This window comes from Kitasatospora sp. NPDC051984 (genome assembly GCF_044593455.1).
Classification (GTDB): domain Bacteria; phylum Actinomycetota; class Actinomycetes; order Streptomycetales; family Streptomycetaceae; genus Kitasatospora.
In genome coordinates, this window is the sequence record NZ_JBIUCB010000004.1 from 1 (window position 1) to 19,932 (window position 19,932).

At 72.1% G+C, this 19,932-nt stretch carries 18 protein-coding genes and 2 riboswitches; of the genes, 8 read left to right on the forward strand and 10 right to left on the reverse strand.

Going from position 1 to position 19,932, the window contains the following annotated elements:
* From ACIHEI_RS09265 to ftsZ, 3 genes are all read left to right on the forward strand, one after another.
* On the forward strand, positions 1-730 hold a 730-nt coding region (locus ACIHEI_RS09265), incomplete at its 5' end, for a glutamate ligase domain-containing protein (protein ID WP_396606201.1).
* A 10-nt stretch (positions 731-740) separates the two neighbouring features.
* Positions 741-1,835: an FtsQ-type POTRA domain-containing protein gene (locus tag ACIHEI_RS09270; RefSeq protein WP_396606202.1), complete on the forward strand. Its 1,095-nt coding sequence runs from the start codon at positions 741-743 to the stop codon at positions 1,833-1,835.
* A 159-nt stretch (positions 1,836-1,994) separates the two neighbouring features.
* The gene (gene ftsZ, locus ACIHEI_RS09275) at positions 1,995-3,251 is read left to right on the forward strand and encodes a cell division protein FtsZ (protein ID WP_079706013.1); all 1,257 of its coding nucleotides are present in this window, start codon (positions 1,995-1,997) and stop codon (positions 3,249-3,251) included.
* Positions 3,252-3,366: 115 nt separating this feature from the next.
* Here the strand turns inward: ftsZ and ACIHEI_RS09280 are convergent, their stop codons facing one another.
* Positions 3,367-4,509, reverse strand: coding sequence for a glycosyltransferase family 4 protein (locus ACIHEI_RS09280; protein ID WP_396606203.1), 1,143 nt, complete (start codon positions 4,507-4,509; stop codon positions 3,367-3,369).
* Positions 4,510-4,764: 255 nt separating this feature from the next.
* Between ACIHEI_RS09280 and ACIHEI_RS09285 the strand changes: the two genes are divergently transcribed.
* Both ACIHEI_RS09285 and ACIHEI_RS09290 read left to right on the forward strand, forming a co-directional pair.
* Positions 4,765-6,129, forward strand: coding sequence for a glycosyltransferase 87 family protein (locus ACIHEI_RS09285; protein WP_387643678.1), 1,365 nt, complete (start codon positions 4,765-4,767; stop codon positions 6,127-6,129).
* Between the two features lie 102 nt (positions 6,130-6,231).
* The gene (locus ACIHEI_RS09290) at positions 6,232-7,134 is read left to right on the forward strand and encodes a carbohydrate kinase family protein (RefSeq protein WP_392955705.1); all 903 of its coding nucleotides are present in this window, start codon (positions 6,232-6,234) and stop codon (positions 7,132-7,134) included.
* Between the two features lie 2 nt (positions 7,135-7,136).
* Here ACIHEI_RS09290 and ACIHEI_RS09295 read toward each other — a convergent pair whose 3' ends face one another.
* The 6 genes from ACIHEI_RS09295 to ACIHEI_RS09320 all read right to left on the reverse strand — a co-directional run bounded on the left by ACIHEI_RS09295 (position 7,137) and on the right by ACIHEI_RS09320 (position 14,366).
* Entirely contained in the window at positions 7,137-8,291 is a 1,155-nt protein-coding gene (locus ACIHEI_RS09295) for a hypothetical protein (protein WP_387643673.1), read from the reverse strand.
* Between the two features lie 128 nt (positions 8,292-8,419).
* The gene (locus ACIHEI_RS09300) at positions 8,420-9,460 is read right to left on the reverse strand and encodes an NlpC/P60 family protein (protein ID WP_396606204.1); all 1,041 of its coding nucleotides are present in this window, start codon (positions 9,458-9,460) and stop codon (positions 8,420-8,422) included.
* A 212-nt stretch (positions 9,461-9,672) separates the two neighbouring features.
* Entirely contained in the window at positions 9,673-10,743 is a 1,071-nt protein-coding gene (locus tag ACIHEI_RS09305; protein WP_396606205.1) for an NlpC/P60 family protein, read from the reverse strand.
* 10 nt (positions 10,744-10,753) lie between these two features.
* A riboswitch (cyclic di-AMP (ydaO/yuaA leader) is annotated at positions 10,754-10,906 on the reverse strand.
* A gap of 366 nt (positions 10,907-11,272) precedes the next feature.
* Positions 11,273-12,307, reverse strand: a complete 1,035-nt coding sequence (locus ACIHEI_RS09310) for an NlpC/P60 family protein (RefSeq protein ID WP_396606206.1) — start codon at positions 12,305-12,307, stop codon at positions 11,273-11,275.
* Between the two features lie 183 nt (positions 12,308-12,490).
* Positions 12,491-13,795, reverse strand: coding sequence for an NYN domain-containing protein (locus ACIHEI_RS09315; protein WP_396606426.1), 1,305 nt, complete (start codon positions 13,793-13,795; stop codon positions 12,491-12,493).
* Positions 13,796-14,099: 304 nt separating this feature from the next.
* The gene (locus tag ACIHEI_RS09320) at positions 14,100-14,366 is read right to left on the reverse strand and encodes a hypothetical protein (RefSeq protein ID WP_387643664.1); all 267 of its coding nucleotides are present in this window, start codon (positions 14,364-14,366) and stop codon (positions 14,100-14,102) included.
* Between the two features lie 150 nt (positions 14,367-14,516).
* On the opposite strand from ACIHEI_RS09320, the gene ACIHEI_RS09325 reads away from it, so the two are divergent.
* Together ACIHEI_RS09325 and ACIHEI_RS09330 are read left to right on the forward strand one after the other, a co-directional pair.
* Complete coding sequence (locus tag ACIHEI_RS09325) at positions 14,517-15,320, forward strand: rhomboid family intramembrane serine protease (protein WP_392955714.1); 804 nt, start codon at positions 14,517-14,519, stop codon at positions 15,318-15,320.
* The gene (locus ACIHEI_RS09330; RefSeq protein ID WP_387643658.1) at positions 15,317-15,598 is read left to right on the forward strand and encodes an Lrp/AsnC ligand binding domain-containing protein; all 282 of its coding nucleotides are present in this window, start codon (positions 15,317-15,319) and stop codon (positions 15,596-15,598) included. The genes ACIHEI_RS09325 and ACIHEI_RS09330 overlap by 4 nt, the downstream gene beginning before the upstream one ends.
* A 4-nt stretch (positions 15,599-15,602) precedes the next feature.
* On the opposite strand, the gene ACIHEI_RS09335 is transcribed toward ACIHEI_RS09330, so the two are convergent.
* The 3 genes from ACIHEI_RS09335 to ACIHEI_RS09345 form a co-directional block, all read right to left on the reverse strand.
* Positions 15,603-16,964 carry an aminotransferase class V-fold PLP-dependent enzyme gene (locus tag ACIHEI_RS09335; protein WP_387643656.1) on the reverse strand — a complete coding sequence of 454 codons (1,362 nt, stop codon included), beginning with the start codon at positions 16,962-16,964 and terminating at the stop codon, positions 15,603-15,605.
* 47 nt (positions 16,965-17,011) lie between these two features.
* Positions 17,012-17,129: riboswitch (SAM riboswitch) on the reverse strand.
* A 220-nt stretch (positions 17,130-17,349) separates the two neighbouring features.
* Entirely contained in the window at positions 17,350-18,420 is a 1,071-nt protein-coding gene (gene trpD / locus ACIHEI_RS09340) for an anthranilate phosphoribosyltransferase (protein ID WP_392955718.1), read from the reverse strand.
* A 130-nt stretch (positions 18,421-18,550) separates the two neighbouring features.
* On the reverse strand, positions 18,551-18,976 hold the full coding sequence (locus tag ACIHEI_RS09345) for a hypothetical protein (RefSeq protein WP_392955720.1): 426 nt from the start codon (positions 18,974-18,976) through the stop codon (positions 18,551-18,553).
* Positions 18,977-19,301: 325 nt separating this feature from the next.
* Between ACIHEI_RS09345 and ACIHEI_RS09350 the strand changes: the two genes are divergently transcribed.
* Positions 19,302-19,922, forward strand: a complete 621-nt coding sequence (locus tag ACIHEI_RS09350) for a heme-copper oxidase subunit III (protein WP_043913532.1) — start codon at positions 19,302-19,304, stop codon at positions 19,920-19,922.
* The last annotated feature ends 10 nt before the right edge of the window (positions 19,923-19,932 follow it).

Sequence of the window (19,932 nt, forward strand, 5' to 3'; positions counted from 1 at the left end):
GGTCCGGATCACCCCGGCGCTCCGCGCGGCCGCCGACGGCAAGCGCGTGCTGACCTTCGGAGAGGCCGCCGACGCGGACGTCCGACTGCACGACGTCGGGTCCACCGGCCCGGTCTCGTTCCAGCTGAGCTACGAGGGCACCAGCTACGCGGCGACCCTCCGCGTGCCCGGACGCCACAACGCCATCAACGCCGCCGGCGCCTTCGCGGTCCTCGTCGGTGTCGGGTTCGACCCGGCGGACGCGCTCCGAGGCATCACCGCTTTCGGCGGGACGCAGCGTCGATTCGAACTGCACGGTGTCGTCGACGGCGTGAGCGTCTACGACGACTACGCGCACCACCCCACCGAGGTCGCCGCCGCCCTCGCCGCGGCGCGCACGGTGGTCGGCGACGGTCGCATCATCGCGGTCCACCAGCCGCACCTGTACAGCCGGACCCGCCTGTTCGCCCAGGAGTTCGCCGACGCCCTCGAGCGGTACGCCGACCACACGGTCGTGCTCGAGGTCTACGGCGCGCGTGAGGACCCCGAGCCCGGTGTGACCGGTGCCACGGTGTCGTCCCGGTTCTCCGACGCGGACCGCGTCGCGTACATCGACGACTGGCAGCGCGCCGCGGACTACACGGCGACGGTCGTGCGACCCGGCGACTTCGTCATCACGCTCGGATGCGGCGACGTCTACCGCATCGTGCCGCAGCTCCTCGAGGCCATCGCCGGTCGCGAGTCCGTCTGATGGGCGTCCGGTGAAGCGCCCGGACGGCTTCGACCCCGCGGCCGGCCCGCGTCCCGAGCGTCAGGCGCGACCGTCGGCGTCCGCGCCGGTCGACCGCGCCGCCGCGCCTGCTGAGCCCGTCGCCGAGCAGGAGACGGACGTCATCGAGCTGGACGCCGCGCGGCTCCGTCCCAAGCGGTCGGGTGTCGGCGCACCGTCCGAGCCGTCGGGCTCGAAGTCGAAGTCGAAGTCGAAGTCGGCCTCATCGACGCCAGCACCATCGTCGAAGGTCGGTGCGAAACCGGCAGCGACGTCCTCCGCCTCGGCGACGGCGACCCTGGAGCGCCCGGACGAACCTGCTGATGAGGCGTTCCTCACCCCGCGTGAGGCCGCCAAGCTGCGACGTCGTCACGAACGCCAGGAGATCCGTCGGTTCACGGCCCGCAAGCGCGGCCGCCACCGTGCCTGGGTGGTCGCGGCCGCGATCATCGGCCTCCTGATCGTCGTCTCGCTCGCCGGAGCCTATTCGCCCCTGCTGGCCGTCCGGTCCATCGAGGTCGTCGGTGCGAGCCGGGTGAACCAGGCCGAGATCACCGAGGCGCTCAGCGACCAGCTGGGGCGCCCGCTCGCACTGGTCGACGCGGGTGCCGTCAAGGCGGTGCTCGTCGGATACCCGCTCATCGCGAGCTACTCCCTCGAATCCCAGCCCCCGAGCACGCTCGTCGTGCGGATCGTCGAACGCGAGCCGGTGGGCGTGTTGCAGTCCGGATCGGTGTACACCCTCGTCGACGCCGCCGGGGTCACCATCGAGCGCAGCGACCAACCGATCGCCGGGTATCCCACGCTCATGGTCACCGGCGGCCCGACCTCCAAGGGTTTCGTCGCCGCGGCCGCGGTCATCCGGGCGCTCCCGACGGATCTCCGTGCCCGCGTGGCGTCCGTTTCGGCGTCGACCGCGGACGACGTCACCCTCACGCTCGTGGACTCGCCCGCCGAGGTCGTGTGGGGGAGTGCGGAGGACTCGGTCCTCAAAGCGCGGATCCTCGCGACCACGATGGCGGCCACCGACCCGTCCCAGGTGAACCAGTACGACGTGTCGTCGCCGTCCGCCGCCATCGTCCGCTGAGGAAGCGCACCGGGATATTCCCGTCGATGTGCCGACACGCCCGGAAGCGTCCCGACACGGTCGGGACTGGGCCCTAACGTCGTGCTCAGGACAGAAAATGCATACGCAGCATAACTTTAAACCTTAACTAGAGGTTGAGAGTTCTCACGGAGGCCTGAAGTGACTACAAACCAGAACTACCTCGCCGTCATCAAGGTCGTCGGTATCGGCGGCGGCGGCGTCAACGCGGTCAACCGCATGATCGAGCTCGGCCTCCGAGGCGTGGAATTCATCGCCATCAACACGGACGCGCAAGCACTGCTGATGAGCGATGCCGACGTCAAACTCGACGTCGGCCGCGAGATCACCCGCGGCCTCGGCGCTGGCGCCGACCCCGAGGTCGGACGCCGCGCAGCGGAGGATCACGCCGAGGAGATCGAAGAGGCCATCGCCGGCGCCGACATGGTGTTCGTCACCGCCGGTGAGGGTGGCGGTACCGGAACCGGTGGCGCACCCGTCGTGGCACGGATCGCGAAGTCGATCGGTGCGCTGACCATCGGTGTCGTCACGAAGCCCTTCGGCTTCGAGGGTCGTCGCCGTCAGGCCCAGGCCGAGCTCGGCGTCGCCCGCCTGAAGGAGGAGGTCGACACGCTCATCGTCGTGCCGAACGACCGTCTGCTGGAGATCAGCGACCGCGGCATCAGCATGCTCGAGGCGTTCGCGACCGCCGACCAGGTGCTCCTCGCCGGTGTCCAGGGCATCACCGACCTCATCACCACCCCCGGCCTCATCAACCTCGACTTCGCCGACGTCAAGTCGGTCATGCAGGGAGCCGGCTCCGCCCTCATGGGTATCGGCTCCTCGCGTGGCGCGGATCGTGCCATCAAAGCGGCCGAACTCGCCGTCGCCTCCCCGCTCCTCGAAGCGAGCATCGAGGGCGCCCACGGTGTCCTGCTGTCCATTCAGGGTGGCTCGAACCTCGGCATCTTCGAGATCAACGACGCCGCCAAGCTCGTCCAGGAGGCCGTGCACCCCGAGGCGAACATCATCTTCGGTGCGGTCGTCGACGACACCCTCGGCGACGAGGTTCGCGTGACGGTCATCGCCGCCGGATTCGACGGTGGCGAGCCCCTCACCAGGACGGCGGCCTCGCCGGCCGACGCGGTCATCTCGGGCGGCGTCATGAGCACCTCGGACGAGGCGCCCAGCGCTCCGATCAGCACCTCGGCCAACACGGCCTCCGAGTCGTCCGAGCACCGCTCGGCACCTGCTGCGGCGCCGGTCGCCTCCGGCGGCGACTGGGGCTCCAGGCAGAACGCGTCCTCACCCTTCTCCGGAGCGACGCACCGTCAGCCTGAAGCGGTCGTCGAGACCGCCGTCGTCGACCCCTCGTTCGACGACGAGGGCGAGCTGGACATCCCCGACTTCCTGAAGTAGTGGGCGGCGACACGATCACCCCGGCCGGCGGGGGGGGGGGGGGGCCCCGCCCCCGCCGGGGCCCGCCCCCCCCCCCCCGCCCCCGGGTTCGCACCCTCCCGCGCTTCGCGCCCGCTCAGCGAGCCTCGAGCAACCCGGTGAGCCGCTCCGCCAGCATGTCCCAACGCCAGGCGTCGTAGACCCACTTGCGGCCGGCCTCACCCATCTCGCGCCGCAGCTCCGCGTCCCCAAGGAGTCGCACCAGCCGTTCCGCGAGCACCGATTCCCCGTTCTTCCCGGGCACCACGAACCCGGTCTCCCCCTCGCGGACCGCGTCCGGCGCACCCCCGGAGTCCCCGGCGACGACGGGCAGCCCGGTCGCCGAAGCCTCCAGGTAGACGATGCCGAGCCCCTCCACGTCCAGCCCCCCGCGCCGCGTCCGGCACGGCATCGCGAAGACGTCCCCGGCCCCGTAGTGGGCGGGGAGTTCCTCCCACGGCACGGCGCCGGTGAACACCACCGACGAGCGCACCCCGACCTGGTCCACGAGCTTCTCCAGGTCCGCCCGGTACGGCCCGCCCCCGACGATCAGCAGCACGGCATCAGGATGCGCGGCGAGGACCCGCGGGAAGGAGCGGATCAGCGTGTCCTGCCCCTTCCGCGGCACCAGCCGCGACACGCACACCACGACCGGCCGCTCGGTGAGCCCGAGCCGCGCCCGGACCGCGTCGCCGCCGGAGTCCGGCCGGAAGGTGGACTCGTCGACGCCGGGCGGCAGTTGGACCATCCGCGAGGCGACCCGAGGCCCGACGGCACGGGCGATCCGCGAACGCGTGTACTCGCCGAGGTACGTCAGCACATCGGTGTTGCCGCCGATCCGGCGCAGCAGCTGCGCGGAGCCGGGCAGTTGGGCCCACGCGGCCTCGTGGCCGTGGGTCATGCCGATCATCCGCTCGGCGCCGGCCCGGCGCAGGTGCGGGGCCATCAGGCCGAGCGGCGCGGCGGCACCGAACCAGACGGAGGTGCAACTCTCGGCGCGCATGATCTCCGCGGCCCGCCGGGTGACCCGGGTGGTGGGGATCATCATTTTGGTGCGGTCGCGGATCACCGGAAAGGGCTGTTCCACGTCGAACTTGGCGACTTCCCGGCCGTCCCGCCAGGTGGAGGCGTACACGACGATCGACCCGGCCGGCTGGCGCACCGCCATGTTGTGGACGAACGCCTGGATGCCGCCTGGCCTGGGCGGAAAGTCGTTGGTGACGATGAGGGTTCTGTTCATGTGCCGCGGCTCGCTCGGTCAGGGGGTGCTCGGAGTACCCGTGAGTGGTCCGTACGATAGGTCACCGCACCAGTCCGCCGGGAACGCGGCCCGTGCCGCCCGTGGTGGCGGTGCGCGCGGGCCCGGACGGTTCGGACACGGTTCGGAGAAGTTGGAGGACACCGCCGCAACTGATGCTGTGTGCTGGTGGTCCTTACCGGTACCCCGGCGCGCAAGCCCGGTCCCGGTGCGTACGCGACGACCCGAAGGAGCGTAGTGGAGTCAGCCCAGGCCGAACGGCCCGGCAGCTCGGAGGCCCCGGCGCTGCCTGCCCCGTCCGGTTCCGCACCGAGTCGTCGTCCGCTGTGGGCCCTGGCGGCCGGCTGGACGGTCTCCCGGACCCTGCTGGTCCTGGTGGTCGCGGGGGTGCTGCGGATCGCCAACACGGACGTGACAGCGGACGTCTCGGTGATCTACCACAGCTGGTACGAGGTGCTGCGCACCGGCACCTTCCCGCTGGACGACGTGACCTGGCAGTACCCGCCGGGCGCGGCGCTGGTGATCCTGCTGCCGGGCCTGTTGCCGTGGTCGTACCTGGTGTCGTTCTTCGTGATCTGCGTCGTGGTGGACGCGGCGGCGATGGCGCTGCTGATGCGCGCGGGTGTCCGCAAGGGCCGCAGCTATCTGGGTGCCTGGTACTGGGTGGTGGGCGTTCCGCTGCTCGGGCCGACGGTGTACTGCCGGTACGACATCATCGTGACGGCGCTGGCGGTGGCGGGTCTGCTGGTGGTGCTGCGCCGCCCGGCGCTGGGCGGGGTGCTGCTGGGGCTGGGCGGGCTGTTGAAGATCTGGCCGCTGCTGGCGCTGATCGGCACGCCGCGCGGCCGGCGCACCCGGCGGGCCTGGACCTCGGCGGCGACGTTCGCGGGGGCGCTGGGTTTCCTGCTGACGGCGGGCATGAACGGGGCGTTCGAGTTCCTGAAGTTCCAGTCGGAGCGGGGCATCGAGATCGAGTCGCTGGGTGCGCTGCCGCTGCACTTCGCGAAGCTGGCGGGGTCGTGGCACGGCACCGTGACGATGAACTACGGCTCGGTGGAGTTCCTCGGCCCGTGGGTGCCGGTGATCTCCAAGGTGATGGTGGGCATGACGGTGGCCGGTTTCGGCTGGCTGCTCATCTGGCGTCTGCGGGCGACCCGTTGGACTTCGGCGACCACCTTCGACGCGGCGCTGTGCGCGCTGCTGATCTTCACCGCGACCAGTCGGGTGATCAGCCCGCAGTACATGATCTGGGTGGTCGGCCTGGCGGCGGTGTGCCTGACGGTGCGGGGCAGCAGCCAGCGTCCGGTGGCGGTGGTGGTGCTGGTGGCCACGGTGCTGACCACGATCGAGTTCCCGGTGATGTTCGGCACCGTGAACCGCAGCGAGCTGTCCGGCGTCCTGGTGCTGACGGCCCGCAACCTGGTGCTGCTGGCGGCCACCGTGCTGTCGGCGTACCGGCTCTGGCGCTCCACCCGGCGGCGCGAGGTGCTGACCACGCTGGTGCTGCCGGCCGGTCAGCTGGGCCCGCAGTACCCGGTGCGGCCGGGTATCGCCTACGAGCAGGATCTGCTGGACGACCTCACTCCGGCGGACCGCGCCTGACGTCCCGCCGACTCCGGCGGACCGCGCCTGACACCCCGCCGCCGCCCTGCAAGTTTCTGAAAGCGCTTGCAGGGCAAGGCTTTTCGCTGCCACCATCGCCGAATGATCGACTACGACATCCTGATCGTCGGCGGCGTCGGCGTGGACACCATCGTCCGGGTGGACCGCCTGGAGATCCCGCCCGGCGTCGACTCGGTGCACGTCCCCCCGGTGCGGGACTACCCGGCGCACACCGGGAACGGCGTCGCGCTGGCCTGCCACGCGCTGGGCCTGCGCACCAAGCTCGCCGACTTCCTCGGCGAGGACCCGCAGGGCGCCCTGGTGCTGGCCGAATACGCCCGCCGCGGCCTGGACTTCAGCCACCTGCCCGCCCCCGCCGGCACCCCGCGCAGCGTCAACCTGGTGGACGCGGACGGCCTGCGGTTCTCCTTCTACGACGGCCGCCACCCGGCGGACGCCCGGCTGCCGCGCGAGTTCTGGCTGCCGCTGCTGGAGCGCTCGCAGCACGTCCACCTGTCGATCACGGGCGTCAACCGCGACATGTACCCGGACGTGGAACGGCTGGGCCGCCCCAGCTCCACCGACCTGCACGCCTGGGACGGCGAGAACGAGCACCACCGGTTCTACGCACTCCGCTCGGACGTGGTGTTCCTGTCCGCGGCCGGCCTCGGCAACCGTCCGGAGGCGGCGATGCGTTCGATCCTGGCGCAAGGCCGGGCCGAGCTGGTGGTGGCCACCGCGGGCGCGCACGGCGCGTTCCTGCTCACCCGCGAGGACGAGGCGCCCCGGCACTTCCCGGCGGTGGACCCGGGCGCGCCGATCGTGGACAGCAACGGCGCGGGCGACGCGTTCGTCTCCGGCTTCCTGCAGCGGCGGCTGGCGGGCCGCCCGGTCGAGGAGTGCATGCGGGCCGGTGCGGCGGCCGGCGCGTTCGCCTGCACCACGGCGGGCACCCACACCGCGTTCCTGGACGCGGCCGGCCTGGAGCGGGCACTGGCCGGCTGAGGTCAGTCCCGCAGGGTGGCCACCGCGGCCGTCCAGTCCTTGGTGAACTCGGCGACGCCGAGGCCGAGTTCGGCCCGGAAGGCGCGTTCCAGGCCGCCGGCGCCGTTCTGCCCGACGGCCCGGTAGAGCGCCACCAGCCGGTCCGGCCCGTACCGGTGGGCGATCAAGTCGCAGGCCAGCCAGGACAGTTCGTAGGCCTGCGAGATGCCGGCCGAGCCGGCGGTGAACGCGTCGTCGGTGGGCAGCCCGGTGGGCATCCGCCCGGCCCGGACGTCCTTGGCGAGTTCGGGGACGATCTGCCGGGTGGTCCGCCCGGTGCCCTGGTAGCCGGTGTAGTCGGCGACGCCCTCGGACAGCCACAGCGGGGTGCACGCCTTGGTGTCGGCCCGGGTGGCGACGTGGGTGGCCTCGTGGGTCACCACCACCCGGCGGCCGAGCTCGCTGAGCTGCCGGTACGCGTCGGGGTTGACCACGATCCGATCCGCGGGGGTGTGCGTCGGCGCGCCGCCGACCGCCAGGGTGACTGCGGCTATCCCCTGGTACGCGTCTGCGGATACATCCATCCGGCGGGCGAACTGCTGGACGGTGAGCGGCAGTTCGAGCAGCAGTCGGCCGGGCTTCCAGGGACCCCAGACGCCTTCGACGGTGGGCACCGCACGGTCGGCGAGGGCGGCCAGGTCGGCGAGTTCGCCGTCCTCGCCGAGGCCCAGCGCCAGACTGTGCCGCCCGGTCGCGGTCCGGACGGTGCCCAGGTCCCAGGGCGCCACCGCGCCGGTGGGCACCTCCCGGAGCACCCGCCAGCCGGCCGGCTCGCGCTGCAGGTCGATCTGCCGCTCCAGCAGCGCCGGGTAGTCGTCCACGCCGGAGATCCGGTAGCCGAGTTCGGCGCCGACGGTCAACCGTTCGGCGCCGGGCGCGGGTTCGGTGAAGGTGGTCAGCCGCAGCGTGTACTCGGTGAACCGGATCGCGGCGGTGCGGGTGAGCAGGTCCCGGTCGGCCTCCTCGGCGCCCGCCGCCGTCGGCAGCCCGGCGGGGTCGCGCCGCAGGATCGCGCCCGCCCGCCGCGACAGCACCTGCGCCACGGCGTCCCGGGCCCCGGACGGCGCGCCCGGCCCGGGCGGGGCGGCGGCCGGTCCGGCGGGCCCGGCGGGGAGCACCCGGGGCAGCGAGAGCTGGGCCGCGCACCCGGCGGCGACCAGCAGTGCGGCCCGCCGGGACGGCGAAGCACCGGCCTGCCGCGGCGCCGGCGCCTGCGGCAGGTCGGTGACCAGGGGCTCGTGCTGGCTCAGACCCGCACCACCGAGTTGACCGGCATCGCGCTGACGCTCTCGTAGCGGACCCGGGCGCCGGGGTGCGGCGCGTGCACGACGACACCGCCGCCGGCGTACATGCCGACGTGGTGCCTGTCCTTGAAGAAGATCACCAGGTCTCCGGGCCGGGCTTCGGCGAGGCTCACCCGCCGGCCGGCCGAGGCCTGCCCCTGCGAGGTCCGCGGCAGGGTCACTCCGGCCTGCCGCCACGCCCAGTACATCAGACCGGAGCAGTCGAACGTGCTGGGCCCGGTGGATCCGTACACGTACGAGGAGCCGATCTTCGAGACGGCCGCGTTCAGCGCGGCGGCGGCGCGGTCGGACGCGGGAGGCTCGTTGCCGAGGTCGAAGCGGTCGGCGCCGCGGGCGGCCCGGGCGTCGTCGTCGTAGGCGAGCCGGTCGCGCTCGGCGGCGGTGAGGTCGCCGAGCAGCTGCCGGGCCCGGGCGAGGCGGGTGCGGACTTCGTCCTTGGCGGCGGCCAGGCGGTGCCGGGCCTGTTCCAGTTCGTCGAGTTTGGCCGCGGTCTCCTGACGGCGCTGGTCCAGCCGGCGTTGTCGTTCGCGCAGGTCGCGCAGGGTCTCGTTCTGCCGGGCGGTGGCCTGGCCGAGCGAGCGGGCGCCGGCCAGGTAGGACGCCGGGTCGTTGTCGAGCATCAGCCGCAGCGTGGGGTCGAGGCCCTGGGCGCGGTACTGGGCGGCGACCACCGCCCCGAGGTCGGCGCGCAGCCGGTTGAGGTCGTCCTGCCCGGCGGCGACCTGGGTCAGCAGGATGCCGGCCTCGCGCTGCAGCCGTTTCTGCTGTTCCTGGGCGGCGTTGTACTTCTCGGAGGCCTGCTCGGCCTCGTCGTACAGCTGGTCGACCTGCGCCTTGACGTCGGCGCGGTCCGGCGGGTCGGCCGGAGTGGCGGCGGCCGGGGCGACGCCGAGATGGATCACGCCCGTCGCGGCGGCGGTGAGCGCCAGGGCTCGGGCGAGGCGTTGGACACCGGGCAGTGGGGGGCGACGGTGCACTGGCACGTGCGACGACTCCGTTCCTGAGCTCCGGCCTCCGCCGCCGCCCGCGGATCGGACGGCCGTCCGCACGGGGGGCCGGGGCAGAGGTTAGCGAGTCGGACGGATCCAGTCCAAACCCTGACAACTTCGAATATTCGACCGCGAATCGGACACCGGAACGAGAGCGGCCCGGCACCCCCTGTGCGGGGTGCCGGGCCGAAGGCTCCGAGCGGCCGTCAGATCCGGACGATCTTGGTGATCGGCATGACGGTCGCCGACTCGTAGCGGACCTGCGCGCCGGTGTGCGGGGCGTGCACGATCTGCCCGTTTCCGACGTACATGCCGACGTGGTGCTGGTCGCCGTAGTAGATGATCAGGTCACCCGGACGGGCGTTGGCGATGTTGGTGCCGAGGCTGGTGCCGGCGCCCGCCTGGGCCTGCGAGGTGCGCGGGATGGAGACACCCGCCTGGGCGTACGCCCACTGCATCAGACCGGAGCAGTCGAAGGTGCTCGGGCCGGCCGCGCCGTAGGAGTACCAGCTGCCCAGCTTGGACAGCGCGGCGTTCATCGCGGCACCCGCGTAGCCGGCCGGGGCCTGGGCCGGCGGGGCGCCGAGGTCGGTGCGGGTGTTGTCGCGGGAGGCGCGCTCGGCCTGGGTGCGGGAGTCGTTCGCGGCCTTGGCCTCGGCCGCCGCGAGATCGTCGCGCTCCTTCTGGGTGAGCGTGTTGAGCAGCTCCTGCGCCTTGGCCAGCTTGGACTGGACGTCTTCCTTGTCGGCCTTGAGGGCCTTCGTGGTGGTGTCCAGTTCGGCGAGCTTCTGCGCGGCCTCCTCGCGCTGCCCGTCGAGCTTGGCCTGCTCGGCCTTGAAGCTCTTGAGCAGGTCGGCCTGGGTGGCGCCGACCGTGTTCAGCGTTCCGGCCTGCCCGAGGAAGCTGTCCGGGTTGCTGGAGAGCATCAGCTGCATGGTCTGCGGCATGCCGCCGTTGCGGTACTGCTCGGCGGCGATCGTCGCCAGGCTGTCCTGGACGGTGGTCACCTGCTCCTGCTGGCGGGCCAGCTGGTCCTGCAGTTGGGTGACCTGCTTCTGCAGGTTCTGCTGCTTCTCGACGGAGGCGTTGAGCGCCTCGGTCTTCACCTCGGCCTGCTCGTTGAGCTGGTCGACCTGCGCCTTGACCTGGTCCTTGGTGGGCGCCGGATCGGCGTGCGCGCCGGTCTGGGCGGACAGCGCGACGGCGGTGGCGGCAGCGGCAGTGAGAATCGAGACCCGGGCACGGCCGACGGGCTTGGGACGGCGATGGGACGCCACGAAGGCGGACTCCTTCTTCCTCACACCGCCTACCGGGTGAGCTGACGGGTTCGGGCCGGAAGAGACGCCCTACAGCGCCTCACCGGCCGCTCTCGCGGCCGACCTGGCGCCGATTCACCCCGGGGGAACGTGGTTCCCCGGCTCCGTTCGACAGCAACCCCCTCAGGGGTATCCCCGTCGGCGGATCTCGTTCTGACGATCCACCCGCTGCGTCACGGACTCGGCGGCGACCTCCGCCGTCGCCCCCCTTGGGCGATCGACTCTGCGGTGGTCGAACTATGACCCTAGTAACCGATCCGTGATCCGTTCAAATCCTTGTCGGAAAAAAATCTGAATCTGAGTCAATTTCGATTACGAAACTGACCGAACGTAAGGGATTCGTTGCACAGTGCGTAGCATTTCCCGCCGTTCGCCTGGGAAACGCGACGCCCGGACGTGTTCGAGATCACAGCAGGATCTCGACCCGCCCGGGCGTGTCACGGCGTGTCAATTGTCGCCCCGAGGGGCGTATGTCCGGTTTGTCGGCCCGTCAGACCCGACGGATGGTCGAGATCGGCATCGCGTCGACCTTCATGGTCTTCACCACGTCACCGGTGTGCGGCGCGTGCACCACCATGCCGTTGCCGATGTACATGCCGACGTGGTGCCGGTCGCCGTAGTAGACCACCAGGTCACCGGGCTGGGCGTTGTGCCAGTCGGTACCCACGCTGGCGCCGTAGCTGCCCTGCGCCTGCGAGGTGCGCGGCAGCGAGACGCCGGCCTGCGCGTACGCCCACACCATCAGGCCGGAGCAGTCGAAGGTGCTCGGGCCGGTCGCACCCCACACGTACGGCGCACCGCGCTTGTCGAGCGCCCGCTGCACCGCGACCCCGGCGTAGCCGGCGGCCTTCGGCAGGGTGGCCGGGTCGACCCGGTCGGCACTGCGCGAGGCGGCGCCGTCGCCTTGCGTGATCGCCCGCCGGTCGGAGGCGGAGAGCTGGTTGAGCAGGTTCTGCGCCTGCTCCAGCTTGGTCCTGACCTCGTTCTTGGCGTCGTTGAGCGCCTGGGTGGAGTTGTCCAGCTCCTTCAGGACGTCCGCCGCTTCCTGCTTCTGCTGGTTCAGCCGGCGCTGCTGGTCCTGCAGCGACTTCAGGGTCTCGGCCTGGGTGCTGGCCGCCTGGTCGAAGGAAGACGCCTTGTCCAGGTACTTGTCCGGGTCGGCGGAGAGCATCAGCTGCATCGACGGGTCGACGCCCGCGTGCCGGTACTGGTCGCCGGCCACCGCCGCGAGCCCGGAGGACAGCTCGTTCAGCTGGTCCTGGCTGCGGGCCAGCTGGTCCTGCAGCTGGTCGGCCTGCTTGCGGAGCTGGTCGGCCTTCTCCTTGGCGCCGTTGTACTTCTCGGCCGCCTGCTCCTGCTCCTCCATGAGCTTGTCGACCTGCGCCTTGATCTCGTCCTTGTTCGGCTGGGCCGGCGCGGCGTGCGCACTCACCTGGGCCGACAGGGCGACCGCGGTCGCGGCGGCAGCGGTGAGCACGGTCACCCGGGCGCGACTCGGCTGCTTGGGACGGCGGTGGGAGGCCAAGGCGGTGCTCCTTCTTCCTCTGGACTCACCCGTTAGAGCGATAGTCCGGAATATAGGTTTGACGCCAGACCCTAGTGAAGTCCCTGCCTCCGCGTCCACTCCCGGGGGGCTCCCGGATTCACTTCTCCGCCCCTCTTCACCACACCGACACACTCCGGACGCCCCAACACCGCTGAGCGGCCGTCAGCTGCGCGACAGGCGGTTCAGCAGCAGAACCGAGGCCACCGGGCGGGCGCCGGCCTTGCGCACCCCGTCCGCGACCTCCTTGTCGGCGGACACCACCACCACCGGCCGGCCCTGCGGCTCGGCCCGCACCAGGCGGCGGATCAGCTCGTCCGCGGTCTCCCCGGTCCGGCTGAACCGGACCCGGACGCCACGCGGCGGGGCCATGATCACCGGAACGTCCAGGTCCTGGCCGTCGAACACGCAGGTCACCTCGGCCTGGGTCCGCTGGGCCAGCATCGCCAGACCGCCCAGCAGCCTCAACCGCTGCTGCTCCAACGGCAGTTGCGGGTAGCCGGTCTTGGTCACGTTGTAGCCGTCCACCACCAGGTGGACCTGCGGGATGGCCAGCAGCTGGTCCAGCAGCGCCGGATCGTCCTCGGCCAGCCCGCGCCGGGCCACGTCGTGCGGCGAGGCCGAACCGGGCTCCACCGCCTCCACCAGGTCGGCCGGGCGCAGCGCCGTCACCGGCAGCGCCAGCTCCCGCTGCAGGCCCTGCGCGGACTGCAGCACGGTGTCCAGCAGCAGCCGCAGCCGCATGTCCTCGACGCTGCGGCCCTCCCGGGCGGTGCGCCGGCCGGTCTCCACGGCCGCCTCCAGTTCGGCGACCCGGTGCCGCAGCCGGCGGGCCTCGATCTCGGCGGCGCCGCGCTCGGCGGCGGCGGCGGCCCGGGCGGCCTCCAGTTCGGCGGCCAGTCGGCGGCTCTCGGCCTGCGCGCGGCGGGTGTCGGCCTCCAGCGAGCGGACCTTCTTGCGCAGCGAGTCCGCCTCCCGGCGCACCCCTTCGGACTCGGCGCGGTGGCGCTCCAGCTCGGCGCGGGCGGTGGTGCGGGCCTCGGCCAGCTCCTCGTGGAGCTTCTCGGCCAGCCGGGCGGCCTCGGCGGCGACGCTCTCGGCGTCGACCCGTTCGGCCTGTTCGCCGGCCTCCTCGACCAGCCGGGCCCAGCCGGTGGGCCGCACCAGGTAGGCGGCGGCGGCCACGTCCATCGGGTCGGCGGCGGCCGGCACGGTGCCCGCCTCCAGGGCACGCACCAGGTCCGGCTGGCCGAGCCGCAGCCGCTCGGCTATCCGCACCCGGAACGCGGGGTCGGACTCCAGCGCGGCGGCCAGCGCGGTGGCCGCGTACTTGGCCCGCCGGGCGGCGGTGAACTTGGCGTACGGGCGCAGCGCGGCGGGCAGTTCGCCGGCGGCGATGCCGCCGAGCGCGTCGGAGGCGATGCCCACCACCCGGCGGCGCACTCCCTCGGGCAGCGCCCGGCCGGCCATGTCGCCGCCGGCCTCGGTGACCGAACCGGCCTCGGTGACCGACCCGGCCTCGACCGGGCCGATTTCCTCATGGACCGGAGCGTGCGCGGTCCCGTCCGTGCCCGCGGGCGCGTTCGCTGCCTCCGCCACTGTTCTCGGCTCCGATCCTGATCCGGGCGGGCCCCGGCGGGTGCCGGGGGCGTTGGTGTCCGCCGCTGCTTGCAATTGTCCCGTCTACCGTGCCGCACCGACAGCACCCCGCCGACGAGTCCGCCCCGCGCCCCGGTCCGGGGCGCGGACGGGGACGCGGGGCGGTGGAAGCGTGTCAGCCCTGCGCGGGGCCGCCGTCCTCGGGCTCCTCGGCGCCCGGGCGGGCGACCAGCTCGACCTGGTCCACGGCGTTGCACCAGCGGCAGCGCACCGACTCGATGGTCTCGGAGAGCACCTGGGTCTCCTCCACCTTGGAGTCGCCGGACAGGTCGAAGTGCACGAAGTCGATCACGCGGGAGGACCGGGTGACGTCGAAGCGGGTGAGGTTGCCGCACAGGGTGCAGCGCCAGCGGGTCTCGGCGGTCGGCGCGGCAATGGTCATCAGTGGTCCCTCTCGGCTGGTCCCCGTTTACGGGCCTCCACCCTATTGCCTGTGCCGCGGCGGCCGGATCACCGGTCCACAGCCCGGACGCTCACCCGTCCGGAGCAGCGCCCGGTGTCGCGAGTGCGCCCCCGAGGAATGCTCATCGGCATGGTGCTCTCCGCCCCCGCCCGGGCCGGTTCGCCGACGGCCGGGGGGACCGCCCGCACCCCGGTCGTCGCCCACCTCCTGATCGCGCTGTCCGCGCTGGTCCTGGTGGCCGGCCCGGCCGGTCTGAACCCGGTGTACGGCAGCGGCGACGCCCGGATCTGCGCCGAGCAGCGCTACGAGCACCGCTGGGGCGCGGTGCCCGCCGAGCTGCTGAGCGGCCACCCCCTGACGGCCTCCCAGCTGTCCTCACTCGCCCCGGCGACCCCGGGCTGCGCGCTGCCGCCGACCCCCTCCAAGATCCCCGAACTCTCCGTCCTCACTTCACTGTTCGTCCACGCGGGGTGGCTGCACCTGCTGGGCAACCTGCTGTTCCTGTTCGTCTTCGGCCCGGCCGTGGAGGCCCGGCTGGGCCGGGTGCGCTTCCTGGTCGGCTACCTGGCGATCGGCTACCTGGCCACCTACGGCTACGCGGTGGCCGAGGCGCACACCGCGGACGGGATGCGCGCCCTGGTCGGCGCGTCCGGCGCGATCGCGGGGGTGCTGGGCGCGTACCTGCGGCTGTGGCCGAGAGCCCGCGTGACGGTGCTGGTGCCGGTTCTGTTGTTCCTGCCACTGCGTTTCCCGGCCTGGCTGGTGCTCGGCCTGTGGTTCGCGCTGCAGGGCTGGTCCGTCAGTTCGGGCGGCAGCGGGGTGGCCTATCTGGTGCATGTGATCGGCTTCGTGACGGGCTGGCTGTTCGCCTGGGCCGCCCGTCCGGCGGGCGATACCCTTGGCGCACCTTCTCGAACAGGAGTTGCTCAGTGATCACCGCGATCGTCCTCATCAACACCAGCGTCGACCGGATCCCCGAGATCGCCGAGGCGATCGCGGCCATCGAGGGCGTCAGCGAGGTCTACTCCGTCACCGGCACCTACGACCTGGTCGCGATGGTGCGGGTCCGGGGCCACGAGGATCTGGCCGACGTGATCCCCGGCCGCCTCAACAAGGTCCCGGGCGTCTCCAACACCGAGACCCACATCGCCTTCCGCACCTACTCGCAGCACGACCTGGAGGCCGCGTTCTCGCTCGGCCTGGGCGAGTAGCCGCTCAGCGCTGCCGAGTGTCCGCGACGCAGCGCCCGCCCTCGTTGCGGTAGCTCCACCGCGCGCCGTCGGTCACCAGGTCCCGAACGGCCGTCAGGAACCGGTCCAGGTGCTCGACGGGGGTGCCGGCGCCGAAGCTGACCCGGATCGCGTTCAGGCTGCGCTCCCCGGGCAGCGACGGCTCGGGCGCCCCGCACTGGCTGGGCGCGGCGTCCTCCCCGCCCAGCAGCGTCCGCACCAGCGGGTGCGCGCAGAACAGCCCGTCCCGCACGCCGATGCCGTACTCGGCGGACAGCGCGGCCGAGAAGTGCGAGCTGTTCCAGCCGCGCACCACGAAGGACACCACGCCGACCCGGTCGGAGCCCTCACCGAACAGGCTGAGCACCCGCACCTCGGGGATCGCCGCCAGGCCCTCGGTCAGCTTCGCCACCAGCGCCCGCTCCCGGGCCTCCAGCTCCTCGAAGCCCGCCTCGGTGAGCGCCCGGCAGGCCGAGGCGATCGCGTACGCGCCGATCACGTTCGGCGAACCGGCCTCGTGCCGGGCCGGGCCGGTGTGCCACTCCACCGCCACCGAGCCGTCCAGCTCCCGGGCCACCGTCCGGCTCGCCCCGCCACCGGCCAGGTACGGCTCCGCCGCGTCCAGCCAGTCCGACCGCCCGGCCAGCACGCCGGCACCGAACGGCGCGTACAGCTTGTGGCCGGAGAACGCGATCCAGTCGACGTCCAACTCCCGCACCGAGACCCGGTGGTGCGGCGCCAGCTGGGCCGCGTCCAGCACCACCCGGGCGCCGTACCGGTGCGCGACCTCGGTCAGCTCCTTGACCGGCCACAGCTCACCGGTGACGTTCGACGCCCCGGTCACGCAGAACAGCTTCGGCCCCCCGGCCGCCCCCAGCAGCGCCTCCTCCAGCGCGGCCACCGCCTCGCCGTGCGAACGCGGCGCCCGCAGGTAGCGCACCGTCAATCCCTCACGCCGCCACGGCAGCAGCGAAGCGTGGTGCTCGGTCTCGAACGCGAACACCTCGGTCCCGACGGGCACCGCACCGGCCAGCAGGTTCAACGAGTCGGTGGTCGCCCGGGTGAACACCACCTGGTCGCCGTCCCGGAGGTCCAGGAACTCCTCGACGGTCCGGCGGCTCTGCTCGAACAGGTCCGTCGACAGCTGCGACAGGTATCCGGCCCCCCGGTGCACCGACCCGTAGTACGGCGCGTACGCCGCCACGTCCTCCCACACCCGGGCCAGCGCCGGCGCGCTCGCCGCGTAGTCCAGCGCCGCGTACCCGACCTTCTCGCCCGACGCCAACGGCACCTCGACGTCCTGGCCCAGCACGGCCAGCGGCTCACAGATCTCGGCGGTCACAGACATGGATGCACTCCTCCACAGGGTAAGGACCCCGGGGTGCATCAACCGGAAGTCCGCGCTTGCCGCGCAGACGGATCGCCACGCAGCCCGGTCCTCACCCAGGGCACCCCGCCACGGACGGAGGGTTGCCGGACAGCAAGCTGGGGCTTGGCGCTGCCACTCATGACCTGCGCAAGACCATACACGAGCAGCCCACGACCTCAACCCCCGTCCAGAACGTGGACGCCCCACCCCTGACACCCAGTCACAGTGGCCCCATCAGGGGCGCTGGGGGTACCCCCAGCGAAGCGAGGGGGCGGAACTGCGCGACCAGCCCCCCACAAGCGGAAAGATCCGCCCGGACAGGAGCAACTCCCCTCCCCGGACGGACCGTTGGTTCAAGGCCCCGCTACTGCGTAGCCTCCGCCCACCGCTTCAGCAACTCCCCCGCCGCCCCGGAGTCAATCGCCGCAGCCGTCCGCACCATCCCCGCCGCGAGCTGCTCACCCAGCGGCGCGTCCGTCAGCTCCAGCGCCACCAGCGCGGCCGCGCTGTTGAGCAGCACCGCGTCCCGCACCGGCCCGCGCTCCCCGTTCAGCACCCGCCGCGCGACCGCCGCGTTGAACTCCGCGTCCGCGCCTCGCAGCGCCTCGATCCCGACCAGCTCGATCCCGACCTCGCGCGGGTCGAACTGGGTCTCGGTCACCTGCCCGTCCCGGATCACCCAGACGTGCGACGTGGTGGTGATCGTCAGCTCGTCGAGCCCGTCGTCACCCCGGAACACCAGTCCCTGCCCGCCGCGCCGGGCCAGCACACCGGCGATCAGTCCGGCCAGCCGGGTGTCGAAGCAGCCGACCGCGTGGGCGCCGACCTTGGCGGGGTTGGTGAGCGGGCCGAGGATGTTGAACACGGTGGGGACGGCGAGTTCGGCGCGGGCCTGCGCGGTGTGCCGCATCGAGGGGTGGAACTTGGCGGCGAAGCAGAAGGTCAGCCCGACCTCCTCGGCCACTGCCGCGACCCGCGGGGCCGACAGGTCCAGGTTGATGCCGAGCCGCCCGAGCACGTCCGAGGAGCCGGACGCCGAGGAGGAGGCCCGGTTGCCGTGCTTGACCACCTTCGCGCCGGCCGCCGCGGCGACCACCGCCGACATGGTGGAGATGTTGACGGTCTTGGCGCGGTCGCCGCCGGTGCCGACGATGTCGACGGCCGGCCCGGGGATGTCCAGCGGCACGGCGTGCGCGTACATCGCCTCGACCAGGCCGGAGATCTCCTCGACCGTCTCGCCCTTGCCGCGCAGCGCGATCAGGAAGCCGGCCACCTGCACGGGGCTGGCCTCGCCGCTCATGATCCGGTCCATCGCCCAGGCGGTGTCGGCCTGGGCGAGGTCCTCGCCGCGCATCAGGGCCATCAGGAGGTCGGGCCAGGAGCGAACCACCTGCGCGGGGTCGCTACCGCCGTTCGCAGAGTGCACGTTCACCATGGCCGTCTCCAGCTCTCGTCTTGTCGCAGAGGAATGGAGTCAGCCTATCGAGCGCGCGGGGACGGCCGCCCTTACTTGCCGTCCCCTTCTCTCCAGTTGAGACGCCGGCTGAGACACCTGCCGGAAAGCGTCAGCGCGCGGCCGGTGCCCGCCGGGCCACCCGGGCCCGCAGCAGCGTGGTCGCGGCGTCGGCCAGCGCCACCGGGTCGACGGGGTGCGAGATCGCCGCGTCGGCCCGGCTCCAGGCGGCCAGCCAGGAGTCCTGCGGGCGGCCGATCAGCACCAGCACCGGCGGGCAGCCGTAGATCTCGTCCTTCAGCTGCCGGGTGAGGCCGAGTCCGCCCGCGGGCACCGCCTCGCCGTCCAGCACGCACAGGTCGACGCCGCCCTTCTCCAGGGCCCGGAGCACCGCGGGGGCGGTGGCGCACTCCAAGTACTCCAGGGCGGGGACGTCCCCGGCGGGGCGGGGGCCGAGAGCGAGGGTCACCTGCTCACGGGTGTTGCGGTCGTCGCTGTAGACGAGAACGGTGAGCGTCTCGTCGGAGTGCTGCGCCATGTCCCCTGCTTCCTGGTGCTCGTCCTCTTATATGTGTCCACTGTGTTCGCGCGGACCGCGACTGCGCGCGGCCCCCGGCCGAACGGCCCAGTGTGACCCGGACCACGTCCTGGGACGGATGCTACTCCGGCGGGCCCGTCCTGAAGAGACCCCGACGCGATCTCGCTCAAGCCGCCGCGCCACCGGCTCACCCCGGCAGCCCAGTTCGCCCACCCGGTCCGAACAACCGTCAGAAAACGGACCGGGGTCGAGGCGGGCATACCGCACGCACCGGACACTCCGAGGGAGACCCCCCGGCGTGAAGACGGAATAAGGGACCGACATAATGTCCGTCGTGGCGACAGCAACAGCAACAGAAACCGGACACGCGCACGGAGCGGTCAACAGGCCGAACCTGGTCAGCGTGGGAACCATTGTCTGGCTGAGCTCGGAGCTGATGTTCTTCGCGGCCCTGTTCGCGATGTACTTCACCCTCCGCTCGGTCAAGGGCGCCGAGTTCTGGCACGAGAAGGCCCATGCCCTCAACGTGCCCTTCTCCTCGGTCAACACCACGATCCTGGTGCTCTCCTCGCTCACCTGCCAGCTCGGCGTGTTCGCCGCCGAGCGCGGTGACGTGAAGAAGCTGCGTTCCTGGTTCGTGGTCACCTTCGTGATGGGCGCCATCTTCATCGGCGGCCAGATCTTCGAGTACACCGACCTGGTCAAGAAGGACGGCCTTTCGCTGTCCTCCGACCCGTACGGCACGGTGTTCTACCTGACCACCGGCTTCCACGGACTCCACGTGACGGGTGGTCTGATCGCCTTCCTGCTGGTCCTCGGCCGGACCTACGCGGCGCGGCGCTTCACCCACGAGCAGGCCACTGCGGCGATCGTGGTGTCGTACTACTGGCACTTCGTCGACGTTGTGTGGATCGGCCTGTTCGCGACCATCTACCTGATCAAGTAACAGCCGCCCC

Bases quoted from the DNA above. Each gene is read 5' to 3' on its own strand.
- ACIHEI_RS09280 (WP_396606203.1), bottom strand. From the start codon at position 4,509: ATGAACAGAACCCTCATCGTCACCAACGACTTTCCGCCCAGGCCAGGC.
- ACIHEI_RS09290 (WP_392955705.1), top strand. From the start codon at position 6,232: ATGATCGACTACGACATCCTGATCGTCGGCGGCGTCGGCGTGGACACC.
- ACIHEI_RS09315 (WP_396606426.1), bottom strand. From the start codon at position 13,795: ATGGCCGGCCGGGCGCTGCCCGAGGGAGTGCGCCGCCGGGTGGTGGGC.
- ACIHEI_RS09320 (WP_387643664.1), bottom strand. From the start codon at position 14,366: ATGACCATTGCCGCGCCGACCGCCGAGACCCGCTGGCGCTGCACCCTG.
- ACIHEI_RS09325 (WP_392955714.1), top strand. From the start codon at position 14,517: ATGGTGCTCTCCGCCCCCGCCCGGGCCGGTTCGCCGACGGCCGGGGGG.
- ACIHEI_RS09335 (WP_387643656.1), bottom strand. From the start codon at position 16,964: ATGTCTGTGACCGCCGAGATCTGTGAGCCGCTGGCCGTGCTGGGCCAG.
- trpD (WP_392955718.1), bottom strand. From the start codon at position 18,420: ATGGTGAACGTGCACTCTGCGAACGGCGGTAGCGACCCCGCGCAGGTG.
- ACIHEI_RS09345 (WP_392955720.1), bottom strand. From the start codon at position 18,976: ATGGCGCAGCACTCCGACGAGACGCTCACCGTTCTCGTCTACAGCGAC.
- ACIHEI_RS09350 (WP_043913532.1), top strand. From the start codon at position 19,302: ATGTCCGTCGTGGCGACAGCAACAGCAACAGAAACCGGACACGCGCAC.